This is a genomic window from Metabacillus sp. B2-18 (assembly GCF_021117275.1).
Lineage (GTDB): Bacteria > Bacillota > Bacilli > Bacillales > Bacillaceae > Metabacillus.
Window position 1 is genome coordinate 1,607,375 of sequence record NZ_CP088245.1, and the last position, 16,755, is coordinate 1,624,129.

The 16,755-nt window shown below is 34.3% G+C and carries 16 protein-coding genes; 11 read left to right on the plus strand and 5 right to left on the minus strand.

Translation table 11 applies throughout. The features are described 5' to 3' along the window. Window positions 1-13 precede the first annotated feature (13 nt). A complete protein-coding gene (locus LPC09_RS08085) occupies window positions 14-1,525 on the minus strand; it encodes a phytoene desaturase family protein (RefSeq protein ID WP_098799349.1) in 1,512 nt (503 codons plus the stop codon). A gap of 210 nt (window positions 1,526-1,735) precedes the next feature. Between LPC09_RS08085 and LPC09_RS08090 the strand changes: the two genes are divergently transcribed. Both LPC09_RS08090 and LPC09_RS08095 read left to right on the plus strand, forming a co-directional pair. Beyond that, on the plus strand, window positions 1,736-2,839 hold the full coding sequence (locus LPC09_RS08090; protein ID WP_098799350.1) for a M24 family metallopeptidase: 1,104 nt from the start codon (window positions 1,736-1,738) through the stop codon (window positions 2,837-2,839). Between the two features lie 32 nt (window positions 2,840-2,871). After that, window positions 2,872-3,588 (plus strand): thermonuclease family protein, encoded by a 717-nt coding sequence (locus LPC09_RS08095; protein WP_098799351.1) that lies wholly within the window; start codon window positions 2,872-2,874, stop codon window positions 3,586-3,588. 71 nt (window positions 3,589-3,659) lie between these two features. Here LPC09_RS08095 and LPC09_RS08100 read toward each other — a convergent pair whose 3' ends face one another. After that, window positions 3,660-4,718 carry an EAL domain-containing protein gene (locus LPC09_RS08100; protein WP_098799352.1) on the minus strand — a complete coding sequence of 353 codons (1,059 nt, stop codon included), beginning with the start codon at window positions 4,716-4,718 and terminating at the stop codon, window positions 3,660-3,662. A 259-nt stretch (window positions 4,719-4,977) separates the two neighbouring features. Between LPC09_RS08100 and LPC09_RS08105 the strand changes: the two genes are divergently transcribed. Beyond that, a complete protein-coding gene (locus tag LPC09_RS08105; RefSeq protein ID WP_231309390.1) occupies window positions 4,978-5,487 on the plus strand; it encodes a haloacid dehalogenase type II in 510 nt (169 codons plus the stop codon). A 101-nt stretch (window positions 5,488-5,588) separates the two neighbouring features. On the opposite strand, the gene LPC09_RS08110 is transcribed toward LPC09_RS08105, so the two are convergent. Further along, window positions 5,589-7,046: an IS1182 family transposase gene (locus LPC09_RS08110; RefSeq protein WP_231308825.1), complete on the minus strand. Its 1,458-nt coding sequence runs from the start codon at window positions 7,044-7,046 to the stop codon at window positions 5,589-5,591. 296 nt (window positions 7,047-7,342) lie between these two features. On the opposite strand from LPC09_RS08110, the gene pfkA reads away from it, so the two are divergent. Further along, the gene (gene pfkA, locus LPC09_RS08115) at window positions 7,343-8,302 is read left to right on the plus strand and encodes a 6-phosphofructokinase (protein ID WP_098799354.1); all 960 of its coding nucleotides are present in this window, start codon (window positions 7,343-7,345) and stop codon (window positions 8,300-8,302) included. 465 nt (window positions 8,303-8,767) lie between these two features. On the opposite strand, the gene LPC09_RS08120 is transcribed toward pfkA, so the two are convergent. Then, complete coding sequence (locus LPC09_RS08120) at window positions 8,768-8,983, minus strand: hypothetical protein (RefSeq protein ID WP_141549741.1); 216 nt, start codon at window positions 8,981-8,983, stop codon at window positions 8,768-8,770. Between the two features lie 167 nt (window positions 8,984-9,150). Between LPC09_RS08120 and LPC09_RS08125 the strand changes: the two genes are divergently transcribed. Continuing rightward, a complete protein-coding gene (locus tag LPC09_RS08125) occupies window positions 9,151-9,417 on the plus strand; it encodes a hypothetical protein (protein ID WP_098797965.1) in 267 nt (88 codons plus the stop codon). 547 nt (window positions 9,418-9,964) lie between these two features. Here LPC09_RS08125 and LPC09_RS08130 read toward each other — a convergent pair. Continuing rightward, a complete protein-coding gene (locus LPC09_RS08130; protein ID WP_098797966.1) occupies window positions 9,965-10,399 on the minus strand; it encodes a hypothetical protein in 435 nt (144 codons plus the stop codon). A 108-nt stretch (window positions 10,400-10,507) separates the two neighbouring features. Here LPC09_RS08130 and LPC09_RS08135 point away from each other — a divergent pair, with 108 nt between their 5' ends. The 6 genes from LPC09_RS08135 to LPC09_RS08160 all read left to right on the plus strand — a co-directional run bounded on the left by LPC09_RS08135 (window position 10,508) and on the right by LPC09_RS08160 (window position 16,697). After that, window positions 10,508-10,930, plus strand: coding sequence for a DUF6843 domain-containing protein (locus tag LPC09_RS08135; RefSeq protein WP_098797967.1), 423 nt, complete (start codon window positions 10,508-10,510; stop codon window positions 10,928-10,930). A gap of 156 nt (window positions 10,931-11,086) precedes the next feature. After that, the gene (gene glcT / locus LPC09_RS08140; protein ID WP_098797968.1) at window positions 11,087-11,923 is read left to right on the plus strand and encodes a glucose PTS transporter transcription antiterminator GlcT; all 837 of its coding nucleotides are present in this window, start codon (window positions 11,087-11,089) and stop codon (window positions 11,921-11,923) included. 237 nt (window positions 11,924-12,160) lie between these two features. Continuing rightward, complete coding sequence (gene ptsG / locus LPC09_RS08145) at window positions 12,161-14,269, plus strand: glucose-specific PTS transporter subunit IIBC (protein ID WP_098797969.1); 2,109 nt, start codon at window positions 12,161-12,163, stop codon at window positions 14,267-14,269. Window positions 14,270-14,364: 95 nt separating this feature from the next. Next, window positions 14,365-14,631 (plus strand): phosphocarrier protein HPr, encoded by a 267-nt coding sequence (locus LPC09_RS08150; RefSeq protein WP_098797970.1) that lies wholly within the window; start codon window positions 14,365-14,367, stop codon window positions 14,629-14,631. Continuing rightward, window positions 14,631-16,349, plus strand: coding sequence for a phosphoenolpyruvate--protein phosphotransferase (gene ptsP / locus LPC09_RS08155; protein WP_231309391.1), 1,719 nt, complete (start codon window positions 14,631-14,633; stop codon window positions 16,347-16,349). The genes LPC09_RS08150 and ptsP overlap by 1 nt, the downstream gene beginning before the upstream one ends. Window positions 16,350-16,460: 111 nt before the next feature. After that, entirely contained in the window at window positions 16,461-16,697 is a 237-nt protein-coding gene (locus LPC09_RS08160) for a transcriptional regulator SplA domain-containing protein (RefSeq protein ID WP_098797972.1), read from the plus strand. Window positions 16,698-16,755: the final 58 nt, after the last annotated feature.

The following is a 16,755-nucleotide window of genomic DNA, read 5'->3' on the forward strand; positions in this document are numbered from 1 at the left end:
ATGGGTACACATATTAGCCAATTTCTCTTTCCTGATCATATTTTAGGTCGTGTTCCAATATTAGATCTGCAGTCAGTTGCCCAGATAAAGTTACCATTGGTACACCTCCCCCGGGATGTGTTGATCCCCCTACAAAGTAAAGATTTTGCACATATGAGCTTTTGCTCGGAAATTTAAAGCCACCGTTTTTCTTACGATCTGTGGCAACTCCATAAATAGACCCGCCGTTTGCTCCGTATAATTGCTGAAGGTCATTAGGTGTAAACATGTATTCAAATTCAATAGAATTTGATAAATCTGTAACACCCATTTTTTCGAGTTTAGTAATAATTGTTTTCCGGTATTCAAGTGCTTTAGTATCCCATGTTTCTCCTTCTTTTAATGGAGGTACATGTGTTAACACAAATAAGTTTTCTTTGCCATCAGGTGCTTGTGTTGAATCGGACTTTGAGGATATTCCAACATAAATTGTTGGGTCTTCTGCTAGAGTTTCCTCATTGAAAAGTTGGTTAAACTCTTTTTCAGGTGATGATGAGAAGAAAAAGTTATGATGTGTAAGATGTTCGTATTTTTTATTAACCCCTAATAAAAGCACTAGGCCAGAAACCGTTGGAGGAAACTTTTCCTGTTCCTGTTTAAAATCAGGATGTAAAGAGTGATCTTCTAACAATGATTGATAGGTAGGCACCACCTCTAGATTGGAGACAACAATATCAGCTTCTACTATTTGTCCATTTTCAAGCTCTACACCCGTTGCTTTGTTTCCATTTAATACGATTCTTTTTACTTTAGTGTTTAGATGTACATTAACTTGTAATTCATGTAAGACCTTTGACATAGCGTTTGCAATTTCGTACATGCCGCCCTCAACATAATATATTCCAAGTCCTAATTGAACATGTGCTAACTGAGACAAAACGGCAGGAGCATGATAGGGGGAAGACCCAATATACATGATTAAAAAATTGAACAATTGCTGAATTTTTTTATCCTTGAAAAATTTACGTGTTCCTTGATGCATTGTTTTCATCGGATCCATAGATAATAACTCTTTAACAGTATGCATGGATCTTAAATCATGTAGTCCTCTTAAGCTTTTTTTATAAACACTTTTCAAGCTGTACTCATACATTTTACTGCAATAATTCAAATAATTGAAAAGCTCTCCTGCGTCATCTTCAGATACTGATTTTAGTTGTTTAATTAACTCAGGTAAATCACTTGTAAGTTCGATGGTTGTGCCGTCTTCAAAAAATGTTTTCCATTGGGGCTCGATTCTTTTAAGTTTAATATAGTCTGAAAGGTTTCTATTGGCATTTTGAAATAATTGTTCCAGTACCCATGGCATGGTTAGAATAGATGGACCTGTGTCAAAAGAATACCCTTTTCCACCTCGCTTGTTCAATTTTCCGCCAAGTCGCTCTCCTTTTTCTATAATCGTAACATCGTAGTTATCTACAGCAAGACGTATACCTGCTGACATCCCGCCTAAACCACCACCGATAATAACAACTTTTTTGTTCATATTTTCCTCCTTAAGAATCTTGAGTGTGAATAAATGTAAAAAACGACCTCTTTTAGAACTTATTTTATCCATGATTTTCCTATTCAAGACAGTGAATTGCTTCCTTAATAGATTTTCTAACAAAGAGTAGTTACTATGGGTTTCGTTAAATTGTACTTTTATAGGTTCATTGCTATCATGTAAAGAGAAGTGTAGAAGGGTAGTGAGATTATGAAAAATCGTATAGAACATGTAATGAAATGGCTTCAAGAGCATAATATTGATATGTGTTTTATCCAAACTAAAGAGAACGTCTTTTATTTAACCCATTTTTATACCGACCCACATGAAAGATTATTGGGTGTTTTTATATTTAAAGAAGCTGATCCTATTATGGTTTGTCCTAATATGGAGGTTAATCAGGTAAAGGCATCTGGGTGGCAAAATGAAATTATTGGTTACAGTGATCACGAAGATCCTTGGGAGCTAATTAAAGAAAGAGTGAGAATTAGACATAAACATTCTTTAAATAAGGTCGCGGTGGAAAAAGAAACTGTTTCCTACAGTAGGGTTGAAAAGTTAAAACAACTTTCAAATGAAGATGTTCAAATTGTTTCAGCAGAGGATATGTTAAATCAACTTAGACTAATAAAGGACAAAAGTGAGATAAAAATCATAACTGAAGCTGCTAAACTTGCAGACTATGGAGTCCAAATTGGGGTAGAGGCTCTTAAAAGTGGTGTTACTGAAATGGATGTATTGGCCACGATTGAATACGAGCTCAAGAAAAAAGGTATAAGAGAAATGTCTTTTTCAACAATGGTATTATTCGGAGAAAAGTCAGGGGATCCTCATGGCAATCCCGGGTTGAGGCAGCTTACTGATGGAGATTTTGTACTATTTGATCTTGGTGTTGTATTAGATGGTTATTGCTCCGACATTACAAGAACTTTTGTGTATAAACAGGCTAATGAAAAGCAAGAAGAAATTTATCATACTGTACTTCAGGCGCAATTAGCTGCATTGGAAGCTAGTAAACCTGGTACTCGAATTGGAGATTTAGATGTAATAGCTAGAAAAGTGATTTCAGATGCAGGCTATAGTGATTATTTCCCGCATCGACTTGGACATGGGTTAGGAATTAACGTTCATGAATATCCTTCCATGAGTCATATTAATGATGATTTGTTAACAAAAGGTATGGTTTATACAATTGAACCTGGAATATACATACCTTCTATTGGTGGAGTACGTATAGAAGATGATGTGTTGATAACAGAAAATGGAAATAAGATATTAACAACGTTTCCAAAGGATTTTACTGTAATTAAATAACCGTAGCACCTAAAAGGATTGACATAAAAAAGATGAGAAAGAAATTAATAAACCTGTTTTTCTTGCTGCTAATGTTCTTAGTAACAATAGCATGCTCTGCAAATCAAGATAGCAAGGACATGATATCTGCTAAAGTAATAAATGTCGTAGACGGAGACACATTAAACGTCATGATTAATGATAAAGAAGAAACAATACGATTACTATTAGTAGATACTCCAGAGACGGTACACCCTACTAAACCTGTTCAACCGTTTGGTCCAGAGGCAAGTCAATTTTTAAAGGAACAGTTAAATGGAAAAGAAGTTCAGGTTGAATTAGGAATAGGTGAACGTGATAAATATGGCAGGCTGTTGGCATATGTGTATGTTGATAAAGAAATGGTAAATAAGTTGCTTTTGGAAAAGGGTTTAGCAAGAGTTGCTTATGTGTTTGAACCTAATACAAAGTATATTGATGAATTCAATTCACTTCAAGAGCAAGCTCAACAAGATGAGATTGGGATTTGGAGTATTGAAAACTATGCAACAAATGAAGGTTTCCAGACAACAATTAATGAAGACCAAAACGAGTTAAATCAAAGTTTGCCAGTTGATGAGGAGTGTACAATTAAGGGGAACATTAATTCAAAAGGTGAAAAAATTTTTCATACAGAGCAATCACCTTCATATAAAATGACAAAGCCGGAAGAAATGTTTTGTACAGAAGATGAAGCGATAGAAGCGGGATATCGAGCGGTTAAAAGATAGCACAAAAGGGATTCAATTGTTGAATCCCTTTTGTGTTACATATAAGTATCTGTTATTCCCTATTTTTTGAATTACAGACCTGCTAGTTGTCGATTTTCTTTATCAAATAAAAGTAAGGAAGGATTTGGGCTTGGCTTTCCAATAAAATATCCTTGTGCTAAATCGATACCAATTTCCTTTAAATATTGGAATTCTTCTTTTGTTTCAATACCTTCACCTAACACTGTAATACCTAGTTCTCTAGCCAAATTCATTACACCAAGTAAAAAAGTTTGATTGTCTTTGTTCATATGACAATCTTGAATATATTGTCTATCAATTTTAATATAATCAGGACGAAGCTTAGAAAGCATATCTAATGTAGAATATCCGGCGCCAACATCGTCTAGTGCAACTTTCATACCGTGGTTTCTATAGGTTTTTAGAATTGATTTTAAATGCTGTACATCATGTATTTTCTCTGTCTCGACCACTTCAAACACTAAATCATTTGGATCCACATTGTATTTTTCGACAATTTGAAATGTGTGTTTTAAGCAATGCGCAGGGTTATAGATTGTTGAAGGTAAGAAGTTGATAAAGCTTTTGATTCCTTGTGGGATTTGATTTGTTCGAGCCTCTATGGCGATTTCACGGGCTTTTTTATCTAATATAGAGTGCATTTCTGTTTTTCTGGCAACTTCAAATAGTTGACTAGGAAAAATAGATTGATCCTTTACCCTTAGAAGTGATTCATATCCATAAATATCGCCACTTTCCATATTAATTATGGGCTGCATATAACTAATAAACTCTCCATTTTTTATAATGTTAACTGTATTTTCATGAATGGTATGTTCATATATTGTTTGTAATGAATACCTTTCAAAAGGTCCCGGCACTTCTTCCTGGTGTATGGCCCCTTTAACTTCTTCAAGAACATTACCCAATTCATAATGAATAAAAGAAAGAAATTCCTTTAATGCACTTTTTGACTCAAAAGCATTAATGAAATGATCTGTGTTAACCTGTTTAAAATAAAGTTTCGTCAAAGTTTCTTTTAATTTATCATTATCGCTAGAAAATATTGAAAGAAAACCTTGATTATGTATTTTAAGAGGTTGAAAGCAGGATCTACAATAATTGACCATCTTTATCCCTCGTTTCAGAATCAAAATTTAGAATGATTTTATTTTACCAAAGATTATACAAAAGTTAAACAAAAATAATTCAAGAATAAAATTGCTAAATGATTCTAGCGAATTGATTATCTTGTCCACTGTTTGGGTATAGCATAAAAGGAACTTTAAAAGTGTTCTTTTACCGTTATTTATTAAGGATATGAGTAATTTCACCGTAGTGTTTTGGTTAATAAAGTAAAAATGGGAAAGTCTAAAGGAGTGATGAAAATTGATAAAAGCCGTTGTTTTTGATGTGTATGGAACATTGTTTAATGTTCATTCTGTTGTTGAAAAATGTAACTCTCTTTTTCCAAGCAAAGGTCAGGAACTGAGTGAACTTTGGAGAAAAAAACAATTAGAGTACTCGTTTCTGAGGCAGCTTATGGGAAATTATGAGACCTTTTTAACGATCACAAAAGAGTCATTAGCATATTCCTGTAAAAGTTTAAGTCTCCCATATAATTCCGAAATAGAAGAGATCTTGATTAATGAATATGCAAATTTATCATTATATGATGAAGTTGAAGAGGTGCTAGCCACACTTGAAAATAAAAAAATAGCAATGTTTTCAAACGGCTCTCTCGATATGTTAAAGCCGCTAATACATAATTCTTCAATAAATAATAATAAAATAGTGTTGATCTCTGTTGATGAAAGAAAACAGTATAAACCGACACCAATGTCTTATCAATTCGTATTAAAAAAGCTTAAGGTTGAGAGGAGGCCACTGAAAATCTGACGATTTTAAAGATTATTCATGTGAGTTTAAAAAGAGCCGACTTTTTTTCCTTTTTTAGGAATTAAAGTCGGCTCTTTCTTTGCATTAGCCACATATTTTCTCTAATTTTCCCCTAGTAGCTTTAGAATTCTTTTAATGTTTACCGTAAATATAGCCATGGCGCCTTGCAACTCCATGCTAATTAGACCCGAGGATTTTGCCACATTATACCCGTGTCTGTGTTTTAATTCACTATTTTTCGCTTCAATTTTATAACGCTCTTTAGACTTTTCCTTAAAATATACACTTTTCTGGAATTGTGCTTGGGATGAATGTTGATCAGACTTAAGGGAAACAGAATATGTTTTACTTTTGGCTCCCTCTTTGTAGCACCCTTCTCTGAAAGGACATCTCTTGCATTTTTCAACATTAAAATAGTAGGTATCAACTTGGTTTTTGCCTACTCCTTTTTTACCTTGCCTAGCTTTCCGTACAGCCATATGCCCTGCCTTGCAGACATACATGCCCGCATCCTTATTGAATTCAAATTCATCCTCTTTTTTTCGGGTACCCTGAGTTATGGAAGGATTTAATTTTGAGACCAGTTTAATTCCATTTTCCTTACTATATTGAATGTTGTCTTTCTCAGAATACGCAGTATCCCCAATAACCGTTTCAATTTCCATTCCTGCATCTATACTTTTCTCAACAAGTGTCTGTAGCTCTTTTCCATCATTTTTTTCTCCGGTTGTAATCGTTGCGGCTGTAATAATTCGCTCTTCACTCATCGCCAGATGAGTTTTATAGCCAAAGAATGATGAGTCAGCTGCTTTGTGTCCGACTTTGGCATCTAGATCATTCATGGACTGTAGCTGTTCGATATCATCTGCAACGGCTTCTTTCAGGAGATTAAGATGTTCCTTGACTTTTGGATACTCTAAAAGGCTTTCTTCCTTTTCAATCACTTCAATGAGCTCTTGGGAATAAGTAATCTCATCTTCAAGTAGATCATTGTTTGGCTTTACGGGGAATTTCTTCTTCATACTCTCGTTAATTTTATAAATTGCTTTTCTGAGGTTTTTGGAGCGCTCCATTAGTATTTCTTTTGGAGTCATTTGATTATATCTCGCCTTTGTATGGGTGGCATCTACAATAATGGACTTGCTTTTAATAATCTCTTTCTCAATGGCAATCTCCACTGTCTTATTGATAAGCATGTCTAATAAGTTCATGTCTTTTAACCTAAGCTTACGAAACTTTGTCAAAGAACTTGAATCAATAACGGCTTCCTCCGGAGCCATATCCAAAAAATATTTGAAGGACATATCATATTTTGAACGCTCGATAATATCAACATCTGAAACATCATGAATGGTTTTCAAAAACAAATATTTAAACATGCGAATAGGATCTATCGCATTCCGCCCATTATCTAGACAATATTTATCCTTTAATTCTTCGTAAATAAAAGAAAAGTCAATTAGATCCTTAATTCTTCGTAACATATTATCCTGAGGAACGACGATATCATATAGAGCCACATATGGACTAAACATCATTGTTTGTTGTTTTTGTATCATTGGAAACCACCCACTTATATTTATAATTTTAATTATAAAGTAAAAAAGGTAGAAAAGTTCACCTAAGTGAATCTTTCTACCTTTTACTTGGACTTTTTCAGTGGCCTCGTTGAGAGAGAAGAGATTTTGTTTGTTTCCTCTAATACTTGGGATATTGCAGGGGCTAAACATTTTGGTTTTCGGACTGCTTGGATTAATCGGGATAACCGAGTGTTTGATTATCTAGGGACTTTTCCTGACAATGAGTACAATAACTTAAAAGGAATTATATAAGAAATTTTTCAGGAGGTTGTATTATGAAAAAAATAGCAGTGTTAACGAGCGGAGGAGATTCACCAGGTATGAATGCAGCTATACGTGCTGTTGTTCGGAAAGGGATTTATGAAGGGTTAGACGTTTATGGTGTATATCATGGCTATGCTGGTTTAATGGAAGGGAAAATAAAAAAACTTGAGCTAGGTTCAGTTGGAGATATTATCCATCGTGGTGGTACGATTCTTTATTCGGCAAGATCTGAAGAATTTAAAAAAGATGAATCACAGCACAAGGCAATAAGACAACTAAAGGATTTAGGTATCGATGGACTTGTAGTTATAGGTGGAGATGGCTCATATCGTGGGGCCGCAAAATTAACTGAAAAAGGTTTTCCATGTGTTGGTTTACCTGGAACAATTGATAATGATATCCCAGGAACAGACTATACCATTGGATATGATACAGCTTTAAACACTGTTGTCGAAAATATTGATAAAATTAGGGACACCGCAACATCTCATGATCGAACATTTATTATTGAAGTAATGGGACGTCATGCAGGAGATATTGCGCTTTTTTCTGGAGTGGCTGTTGGGGCTGAAACTATATTAATCCCCGAAAGAACTTTTGAATTAAATGATGTTGTTGAAAAATTAAATAAAGGTATAAAACGTGGAAAGAAGCACTCTATTATAGTATTAGCGGAGGGTGTTTGTTCTGCAAATGAACTAGCAGAACAATTAAAGGAAAAATACCATCTAGAAACAAGAATTTCAGTATTAGGGCATATTCAAAGAGGTGGATCTCCTACAGGTTTTGATCGTGTTTTAGCATCAAGATTAGGTGCCCGAGCTGTTGAACTTTTACTCCAAGGAAAATCAGGTCGAGCAATTGGCATGCAAAAGCAAGAGATTGTTGATCATGATATTATTGAAATTTTGAAACAAAAAGATCCGTTTCCAGAGGGAGTTTATACATTGTCGCAGCAATTATCAATATAGTCATAGTCTAGATAAAGAGAGCTCATCATTGACAGAGGCTGACTGTTTTAAGTTAAACAGTCAGCCTCTTTTTGTTGAAAATCGAGAAACCATCATCAAAATACTTTCACGATCTTCTATCTTGATGTTTATGTAAGCTTATTTAGCTTTAAGGGTTTATTTTTTGTTATTGTCTATTTTATTGACGCCTTAAGATATAAGCCCTGCCTCTCTTATATCGTTGCGGCTCCTTGGCCGCGCCACTGATTTAAGCGTCTTGTAGTTGTATCATGGTGTTGCTTCATTGCGCGCTTAATTATGTAATACCCATATTGAACATTACAAAACACATAGAGACAAGTTATTTTAAGAAGTTAAGTTAACATGATTTAAATTATCCTATGCTGTTCATGAAAAAATGTTATTGAAAAGAATAAATATGAAAGATGATATTGCAGAGTATAAAGTGAATAAGTATGATAATGCTTAAATTGCTTTTAAAGAAGGATCCACTCCTGCAGAAAGTACATTTTTAACTGAAAAGGTACGAATTTCTTTTCGTAAATAACAATAAGCCATTATTTTCTCATCGGATATTTTCCGAACAAGTATTTTTCTTTTTGAAAAGCTGCCTGATCCTGATAAGTAAATAATTGTAATCGGCAATTTATTTTCTAAGCTTAATTTTAAAAAGTATTTCATAAGGACACCCCCATCTTTCTTCACCTTTATTATATGCGAACGTACATTCTTTTATCCACTAAAAACGAACATATATTCGATATTTTTTAGCCATATTTCTTCTTTATCAGGCGTAAGATGTAAGGATCACATTTTTAGTTTAGATCCTTGAGAGGGGAGAAATGAGGATGACAGAACGAGAAAAAATATTATTAATCCAAGAAATTTCAAAAGAAATGATGAAACATTCTGTTAAGGATCAAAAAGGGAAACATACAAGTGAGTATGAAAAAGCGGTAGAACTTCTTGCAAGAGCCTTACATGATTTTTCTGATCTGTATCTAAAGCAACAAAACGATGATGAAGTTTTAAAAGGTATATTAGCAAAGGTGAAAATTGCCTACAACACTATGGAGCGGGTAAAGAAACCAAATATAGTTATTAAAAGAGTTTAAATCATACTTTGAATAAACAGAGGGGGTGATTAATATAGGAGGAATGAATTAAAAATAGAACATACGTTCCAATCCGGAGTTGTTTTATGGTACAATAAGTTTGCAGTCAAGTGATCGAACAAGCCCCTTCTAAAAGGAGGTGATGCTTGTTGACGATTTATGAGAGTCTTATTTCTATGTTTACATTTGCTTCTTTAGTTATTGCTATTCTGGCTTTTTCACAAAAAAAATAGACCTTCTAGAGGTCTAATCATTTAAATCTACTTTAAGATCTGTCGACTGCAGACTGTGGATGCTGCAACATCCACGGTCAATTATAACCCTATTATACCATAATAGGAAGAATGAATAAGTACGTAAACATATTGCTTATTAATTATTTTTGCTTCTTTTTCTTAGTTGTCATTTCTTTAGATGTTGTTGATTCCATAGCTTCGTTTTGTTGTTTTTGAAATTTTTGTTCTTTACTATCATTGCTGTTTTGCATGTTTTCACCTCCGAGACTTTTTCCTTCTCTATTTTCAACTAACAGTAAATTTCTTATTCCTTATTCTTTAATTTCCAAAGTTTTCAATAAATCGGTGAAATTAAATTCTATGTCAAAAAACATCGGTGTATTTTCATCGTCATATAAAATTAATCTCCCTTGATTTTCTGTTGAATGATCATATATTAATATAATTTCTGTTATAAGAGAATCAAACCATTTGTTTTTAACTTTATATGATTTTGTTAATGGTATTCTGATGAGATAACCTTTATTGGGGATAGGATTTGCTTGTACTGTGACCTTTTGAATACTCTTAATTGCGCTAATTGCATATTGATCCATTTCAGAAGATAGTTTCTTTTCTTTGATAATTGCATTTGTTTCGATATCCATTACTTTAATTTGTTGATTTTCTGCTATAGCAACATTATTGTTTGAAAAGCTAACAAAAAGAAAAAAAATAACGTGAAACAAAAGATGTTTTTTCTTCATTTTTTCACCTCAGTTATTAGTCTTTCCAACAAGAAAAATAATCAACATGGAATTATTACCTAATAGAACTTGTCGAAAGTCGCCATCCTAACTAAAGGAGGTGATAAGATGATACAAAAACTACTTCTTATTACAGGGTGTTTTCTTTTTATTACTGGTTGCAAACAGGATGATCAGGTGTCTTCAAGAACATTTTTAATACCAGAAGGATATGTAGGTTGGGTTCAAGTAAAATATGATCAACAGTTACCTGAAAAAGTAAAGAATGAAGGAAATAATCAAGTATATAAAGTTAGTCAAAATGGAATGACATATACAGATGAAGAACATATCCATGAGGGGTGGGCAACTAATAAATATTATTATGTAGACGATAAAGGTGAACGAACGTCTCTAGTACCAGGGAAGATGGTTCATGGACCATCAAGTGGAAGAGAATTAGCTGGTAAAACGGTTGAATATTTTTTTATAGGCTCATCAGATCAGTTTCATAAAGATGAATATGTACCCAATGAGTATGAAGTAAATTAGCGGCTGCAATATGCAGCTTTCTTTTTTCTCCTAGACTAGCAAGTCAAGAATTAATCAAAAGAAATTTTTCTACAATAAGCGACAAATTCATTGACGTCCATACATAACTTTTGTACGATATGAAGGATTGAATGAAAAGGAGCTGTGGATTTCGCGATGGAGTCCTTTAAAATAAAAAAAACTTTAAATAACAACGTTTTGATAGCATCTCATGATTCTTTTGGAGAGGTTGTATTAATTGGAAAAGGCATTAGTTTTGGTAAAAAAGAAGGAGACATAATTCAAGAAGATAGCTATGATAAAATGTTTGTTTTAACAAATCAAAAGGAGCAGGAGCAATATAAGTTACTGCTATCAGATATTGATGAAGAAATGCTCGAAATTATGCAGGAAGTGATTCAATATATCTTTGAACGTGTTGACAAGCCATTAAATGAACATATTCACATAGCACTTACAGACCACTTAGCATTTGCTTTAAAGCGTTTGCAGCAAGGTATGGATTTGAAGAATCCTTTTCTCCTTGAAACAAAGTCTTTATATCCTTTTGAATATGAGCTGGCAACAGAGGTTATTAATATGCTGAATGATAAATTAAACGTACAGCTTCCTCAAGGAGAAATTGGTTTTATTGCGCTTCATATTCATAGCTCAATATCTAATAAACCACTTTCAGAAGTAAATCAATATTCTCAGCTCATTAGCCGGTTAACAGAAGTGATAGAGGAGTCTTTAAAGATCAAAGTGGATCGAGAAAGTGTAAACTATTTACGTCTAATTCGCCATCTTCGCTACACAATTGAAAGAGTGAATTCAGGGGAATCTGTTACAGAACCAGAAAAATTAGCTTTTTTGTTGAAAAAAGAATATCCTTTATGCTACAATACTTCTTGGAAAATGATAAAAGTAATGCAACAGGTTTTAAAGAAATCTGTTTATGAAGCTGAAGCAGTTTACTTAACAATGCACTTATACCGACTAACAAATAAATAATTGTAACAGATATTATTCACGTGTTACTGATTCGATCAGGCATGAGTGAACAAGGTGTTTTTAATTGCTATTTTGGGGAACTATACCTAATAGCAGCTAAAATACATGTTCACCATGCCTTTTTTGTATGCATCGGGACAATTCCTGAGCTTAATGTAAACGGTTAATAGTAGATTGTTTTTTTAGGCTTTGTACTTTTATTGACTACAGAAATTAACAAAATAGGAGGAAATGATTATGTTTAAAAATGCATTCGGCGTCTTGCAAAAAGTCGGACGTGCACTAATGCTGCCAGTTGCATTATTACCAGCTGCTGGTTTATTACTTGCAATAGGTAATGCCCTTCAAAATCCAACACTTACTGATTTAGCACCATTCTTAACAGCAGATTGGATCGTATTAATTGCAAGTGTTATGGAGAATGCAGGTAACATTGTATTCTCGAATTTACCTGTATTATTCGCAGTTGGGGTTGCAATAGGCTTAGCTAACGGTGATGGAGTTGCCGGTATTGCTGCTTTAATTGGTTACTTAATAATGAATATTACAATGAGTAGTATCCTTAAGGGAGTTGGTACACTTCCGTCTGGTGGACAGGAGCTTGCTGACTTTTTAGCTAATAACGGTGCTGCCTATGGTAATGTACTAGGTATCCCAACCCTACAAACAGGGGTATTTGGTGGTATTATCGTTGGTATTATTGCTGCTGCCATGTATAATCGCTTTTTCACGATTGATTTACCATCTTATTTAGGATTCTTTGCTGGTAAGCGTTTCGTACCAATTGTAACGGCTGGAGCAACAGTATTACTTGGTATTGTAATGTATTTTGTTTGGCCTCCAATTCAAACAGGTTTAAACGCTTTTTCTACAAACTTATTAGATGCAAACAGAACGTTGGCAGCCTTTATATTTGGTGTTATTGAACGTTCGTTAATTCCATTCGGTCTTCATCATATCTTCTATTCACCGTTCTGGTTTGAATTTGGAAGTTATGTAAATGCTGCTGGAGAAACTGTACGTGGAGATCAAACAATCTTCTTCTCTCAAATTAGAGATGGTGTACAAGATTTAACAGCAGGTACATTTATGACTGGTAAATTCCCATTCATGATGTTTGGTTTACCAGCTGCAGCACTTGCAATTTACCATGAAGCAAGACCAGAACATAAAAAAGTTGTTGCAGGTTTAATGGGTTCTGCAGCCCTAACTTCTTTCTTAACAGGTATTACAGAACCACTTGAATTCTCATTCTTATTCGTAGCACCTGTATTATTCGGTATTCATGCAATCTTTGCTGGTTTATCATTTATGACTATGCACATTCTTAATGTTAAAATTGGTATGACGTTTTCTGGAGGTTTAATTGACTTCCTATTATTCGGGGTATTAAACCCACAAACAAACTGGTGGCTAGTTATTCCTGTAGGTTTAGTCTTTGCAGTTGTTTATTACTTTGGTTTCCGTTTTGCAATTAGAAAGTGGAATCTTGCCACTCCTGGTCGTGAGGAAACTGATGTTGAAACTTCTGATGAAGGTCAACCAAAAGCAAATGCAGGAGATTTACCATTCCAAGTGTTAGAATCCTTAGGTGGATCTGGAAACATTAAGCACTTAGATGCTTGTATTACTCGTTTACGTGTTACAGTTAATGACATTAAAGATGTTGACAAAGATCGTTTGAAAAAACTTGGTGCATCTGGTGTATTAGAAATTGGAAACAACATACAAGCAATCTTTGGACCTAAATCTGATAATTTAAAAACTCAAATCCAAGATGTTATGTCTGGCAAACGTCCTAAAGCAACACAAACTCATTCTCAAGAAAAAGAAGTTCAAGAGCAAGTTGAGGATGTAGTAGCTGACGGATTAAAAAATGATGTAATAGATGAAACATTTGTTTCTCCACTTACAGGTGAGATTAAAGATATTACAGAAGTTCCAGACCAAGTATTCTCTGGAAAAATGATGGGTGATGGTTTTGCAATTCTACCTTCTAACGGAACAGTCGTTTCACCTGTTAATGGTAAAATCTTAAATGTTTTCCCTACAAAACATGCTATTGGTATTCAATCTGATGGTGGTAGAGAAATTCTTATTCACTTTGGTATTGATACAGTTAATCTGAAAGGTGAAGGATTCGAAGCATTTGTCCAAGAAGGTGACATAGTTGAGCAAGGTCAAAAACTTCTAGAGGTTGATCTAGATTTTGTAAAATCTAATGCACCTTCAATTATAACTCCAATCGTATTCACGAACTTAAAAGAGGGTCAATCAATTAAACTGCAAACAAAAGATAATGTTGCAGCAAATGATACTGATATCATTGAGATTGAAGGCAAGTAATTTTAATATCCAAAAGCCACACTTGTATTTTTACATGTGTGGCTATAAAATTAATTTTTGAATAATATGAATGATTTTAAAGGAGATTGATGAAAATGGCAGAAAAAACATTTACAGTAACAGCAGATACAGGAATTCACGCTCGTCCAGCAACTGTGTTGGTACAAGCTGCAAGTAAGTATGATGCAGATGTAAACCTTGAGTACAATGGTAAAACTGTTAACTTAAAATCAATCATGGGTGTTATGTCTCTAGGAATTCCAAAAGGCTCTCAAATCAAGATTATTGCTTCAGGTTCTGATGCAGACGAAGCAGTTACAGGTCTTGGCGAAACTTTAAAAAATGAAGGGTTAGGCGAATAATGAGTAACCTTAAAGGGATTGGAGCTTCGGCTGGTATTGCTATTGCAAAAGCTTACCGTTTAGAAGAACCAGAACTAAATATTGAACAAAAAACAATTGCAGATAAAGAGGCAGAAAAGCAACGTTTTGATGATGCAATAAACAAGTCAAAATCAGAGCTTGAAAAAATAAAAGACCATGCTAATCGTGAATTAGGTGCAGACAAAGCTGAAATTTTTGCAGCACATTTATTAGTTTTAAGTGATCCTGAGTTGTTAAATCCAGTAGTGGATAAGATTAACGCTGAAGGTGTTAATGCTGAATTTGCAATGAAGGAAACAGCTGATATGTTTGTTTCTATGTTCGAATCAATGGATAATGAATATATGAAAGAACGTGCAGCTGACATTCGTGACGTAACTAAGCGTGTTATTGCTCACTTATTAGGGGTGCAAATTCCAAACCCTAGTCTAATTTCTGAAGAAGTTGTCATTATTGCTGAAGATTTAACACCATCTGATACTGCTCAATTAAATCGTCAATATGTAAAAGGATTTACAACAGACATTGGTGGACGTACTTCTCATTCTGCAATTATGGCTCGCTCTATGGAAATTCCAGCTGTTGTTGGAACAAAGCAAGCTACATCAACGATTGAAAATGGTGTAATGGTTATTGTTGATGGATTAGATGGTGATGTTATTATTGATCCATCTTCAGATGTTATTGCTCAATATGAAGAGAAAAAGGCAAAGTATGAAGCTCAAAAAGCAGAATGGGCAAAGCTTGTAAATGAACCTACCATTACAAGTGATGGTCAGCATGTTGAGCTTGCTGCTAACATTGGAACACCTGATGATGTTAAAGGTGTGCTAGAAAACGGCGGTGAAGGTGTTGGACTTTATCGTACGGAATTCTTATATATGGGAAGAGATCAGCTTCCAACTGAAGATGAACAATATGATGCTTATAAAACTGTTTTGGAAAGAATGGGTGATAAGCCGGTTGTTGTTCGTACTTTAGACATCGGTGGAGACAAAGAATTACCATACTTACATCTTCCAAAAGAAATGAACCCATTCCTTGGTTTTAGAGCAATTCGTTTATGCTTGGAAGAACAAGAAATTTTCAGAACACAATTACGTGCATTATTACGTGCAAGTAGTTATGGAAATCTAAAGATTATGTTCCCAATGATTGCGACAGTTTCTGAATTCAGAGAAGCTAAGGCAATTCTTTTAGAAGAAAAGGAAAAGCTAGTTGCCAATGGGGTACAAGTATCTGATTCAATTGAGATTGGTATGATGGTAGAAATTCCATCTACAGCAGTAATGGCTGATCAATTTGCAAAAGAAGTAGATTTCTTCAGTATTGGAACAAATGATTTAATTCAATACACTATGGCTGCAGATCGTATGAATGAGCGTGTGTCATACTTATATCAACCGTATAACCCAGCTATTTTACGTCTGGTTTCTATGGTAATCGATGCAGCACATAAAGAAGGCAAATGGGCAGGTATGTGTGGTGAAATGGCTGGCGATACTATCGCTATCCCACTATTATTAGGTTTAGGTCTTGATGAGTTCTCTATGAGTGCTACATCAATCCTGCCAGCACGTACTCAAATTAAAGGTCTATCTAAAGAAAAAGCCCAAAGCATAAAAGAAACTGTTTTATCTATGAGTACAACTGAAGAAGTCGTTGCATTTGTGAAAGAAACTTTCCAAATTGACTGATAACCGAAAGACAGGCAGAATTTGCCTGTCTTTTTGATGTTTTTTAAAGATAATACATACACTTCATTATGGGAAAGCTAACCCTAGTATAGATGGGAGGAGTTTTCCAAAATGGACAATTTCAAAATAGGTGAAGAAGTATATGTGATCTATAGAAATCCTCATGCTGTAAATGTGGCAAATATTGAAAAAGCAGAAATTGTTGAGCACCCTACTAATCAAAAGGAATTGGCTATTTTCCTACATGATGCATACCATCCATTAGCAGAAGATGATGCTGTCTTTTCTAGTTTTGAGGAAGCCGAAGAGCTTTACAATCAGCTATTTGATTACCAACAATTCGATTAAGTTAATAGGAAATATTTGAATCGATTATTAGATAACGATTAAGCAAAAGGTAAATATG

Bases quoted from the DNA above. Each gene is read 5' to 3' on its own strand.
- LPC09_RS08120 (WP_141549741.1), bottom strand. From the start codon at position 8,983: ATGAAATACTTTTTAAAATTAAGCTTAGAAAATAAATTGCCGATTACA.
- LPC09_RS08160 (WP_098797972.1), top strand. From the start codon at position 16,461: ATGGACAATTTCAAAATAGGTGAAGAAGTATATGTGATCTATAGAAAT.
- LPC09_RS08090 (WP_098799350.1), top strand. From the start codon at position 1,736: ATGAAAAATCGTATAGAACATGTAATGAAATGGCTTCAAGAGCATAAT.
- ptsG (WP_098797969.1), top strand. From the start codon at position 12,161: ATGTTTAAAAATGCATTCGGCGTCTTGCAAAAAGTCGGACGTGCACTA.
- pfkA (WP_098799354.1), top strand. From the start codon at position 7,343: ATGAAAAAAATAGCAGTGTTAACGAGCGGAGGAGATTCACCAGGTATG.
- LPC09_RS08150 (WP_098797970.1), top strand. From the start codon at position 14,365: ATGGCAGAAAAAACATTTACAGTAACAGCAGATACAGGAATTCACGCT.
- glcT (WP_098797968.1), top strand. From the start codon at position 11,087: ATGGAGTCCTTTAAAATAAAAAAAACTTTAAATAACAACGTTTTGATA.
- LPC09_RS08135 (WP_098797967.1), top strand. From the start codon at position 10,508: ATGATACAAAAACTACTTCTTATTACAGGGTGTTTTCTTTTTATTACT.
- ptsP (WP_231309391.1), top strand. From the start codon at position 14,631: ATGAGTAACCTTAAAGGGATTGGAGCTTCGGCTGGTATTGCTATTGCA.
- LPC09_RS08085 (WP_098799349.1), bottom strand. From the start codon at position 1,525: ATGAACAAAAAAGTTGTTATTATCGGTGGTGGTTTAGGCGGGATGTCA.
- LPC09_RS08110 (WP_231308825.1), bottom strand. From the start codon at position 7,046: ATGATACAAAAACAACAAACAATGATGTTTAGTCCATATGTGGCTCTA.
- LPC09_RS08130 (WP_098797966.1), bottom strand. From the start codon at position 10,399: ATGAAGAAAAAACATCTTTTGTTTCACGTTATTTTTTTTCTTTTTGTT.
- LPC09_RS08125 (WP_098797965.1), top strand. From the start codon at position 9,151: ATGACAGAACGAGAAAAAATATTATTAATCCAAGAAATTTCAAAAGAA.
- LPC09_RS08095 (WP_098799351.1), top strand. From the start codon at position 2,872: ATGAGAAAGAAATTAATAAACCTGTTTTTCTTGCTGCTAATGTTCTTA.
- LPC09_RS08100 (WP_098799352.1), bottom strand. From the start codon at position 4,718: ATGGTCAATTATTGTAGATCCTGCTTTCAACCTCTTAAAATACATAAT.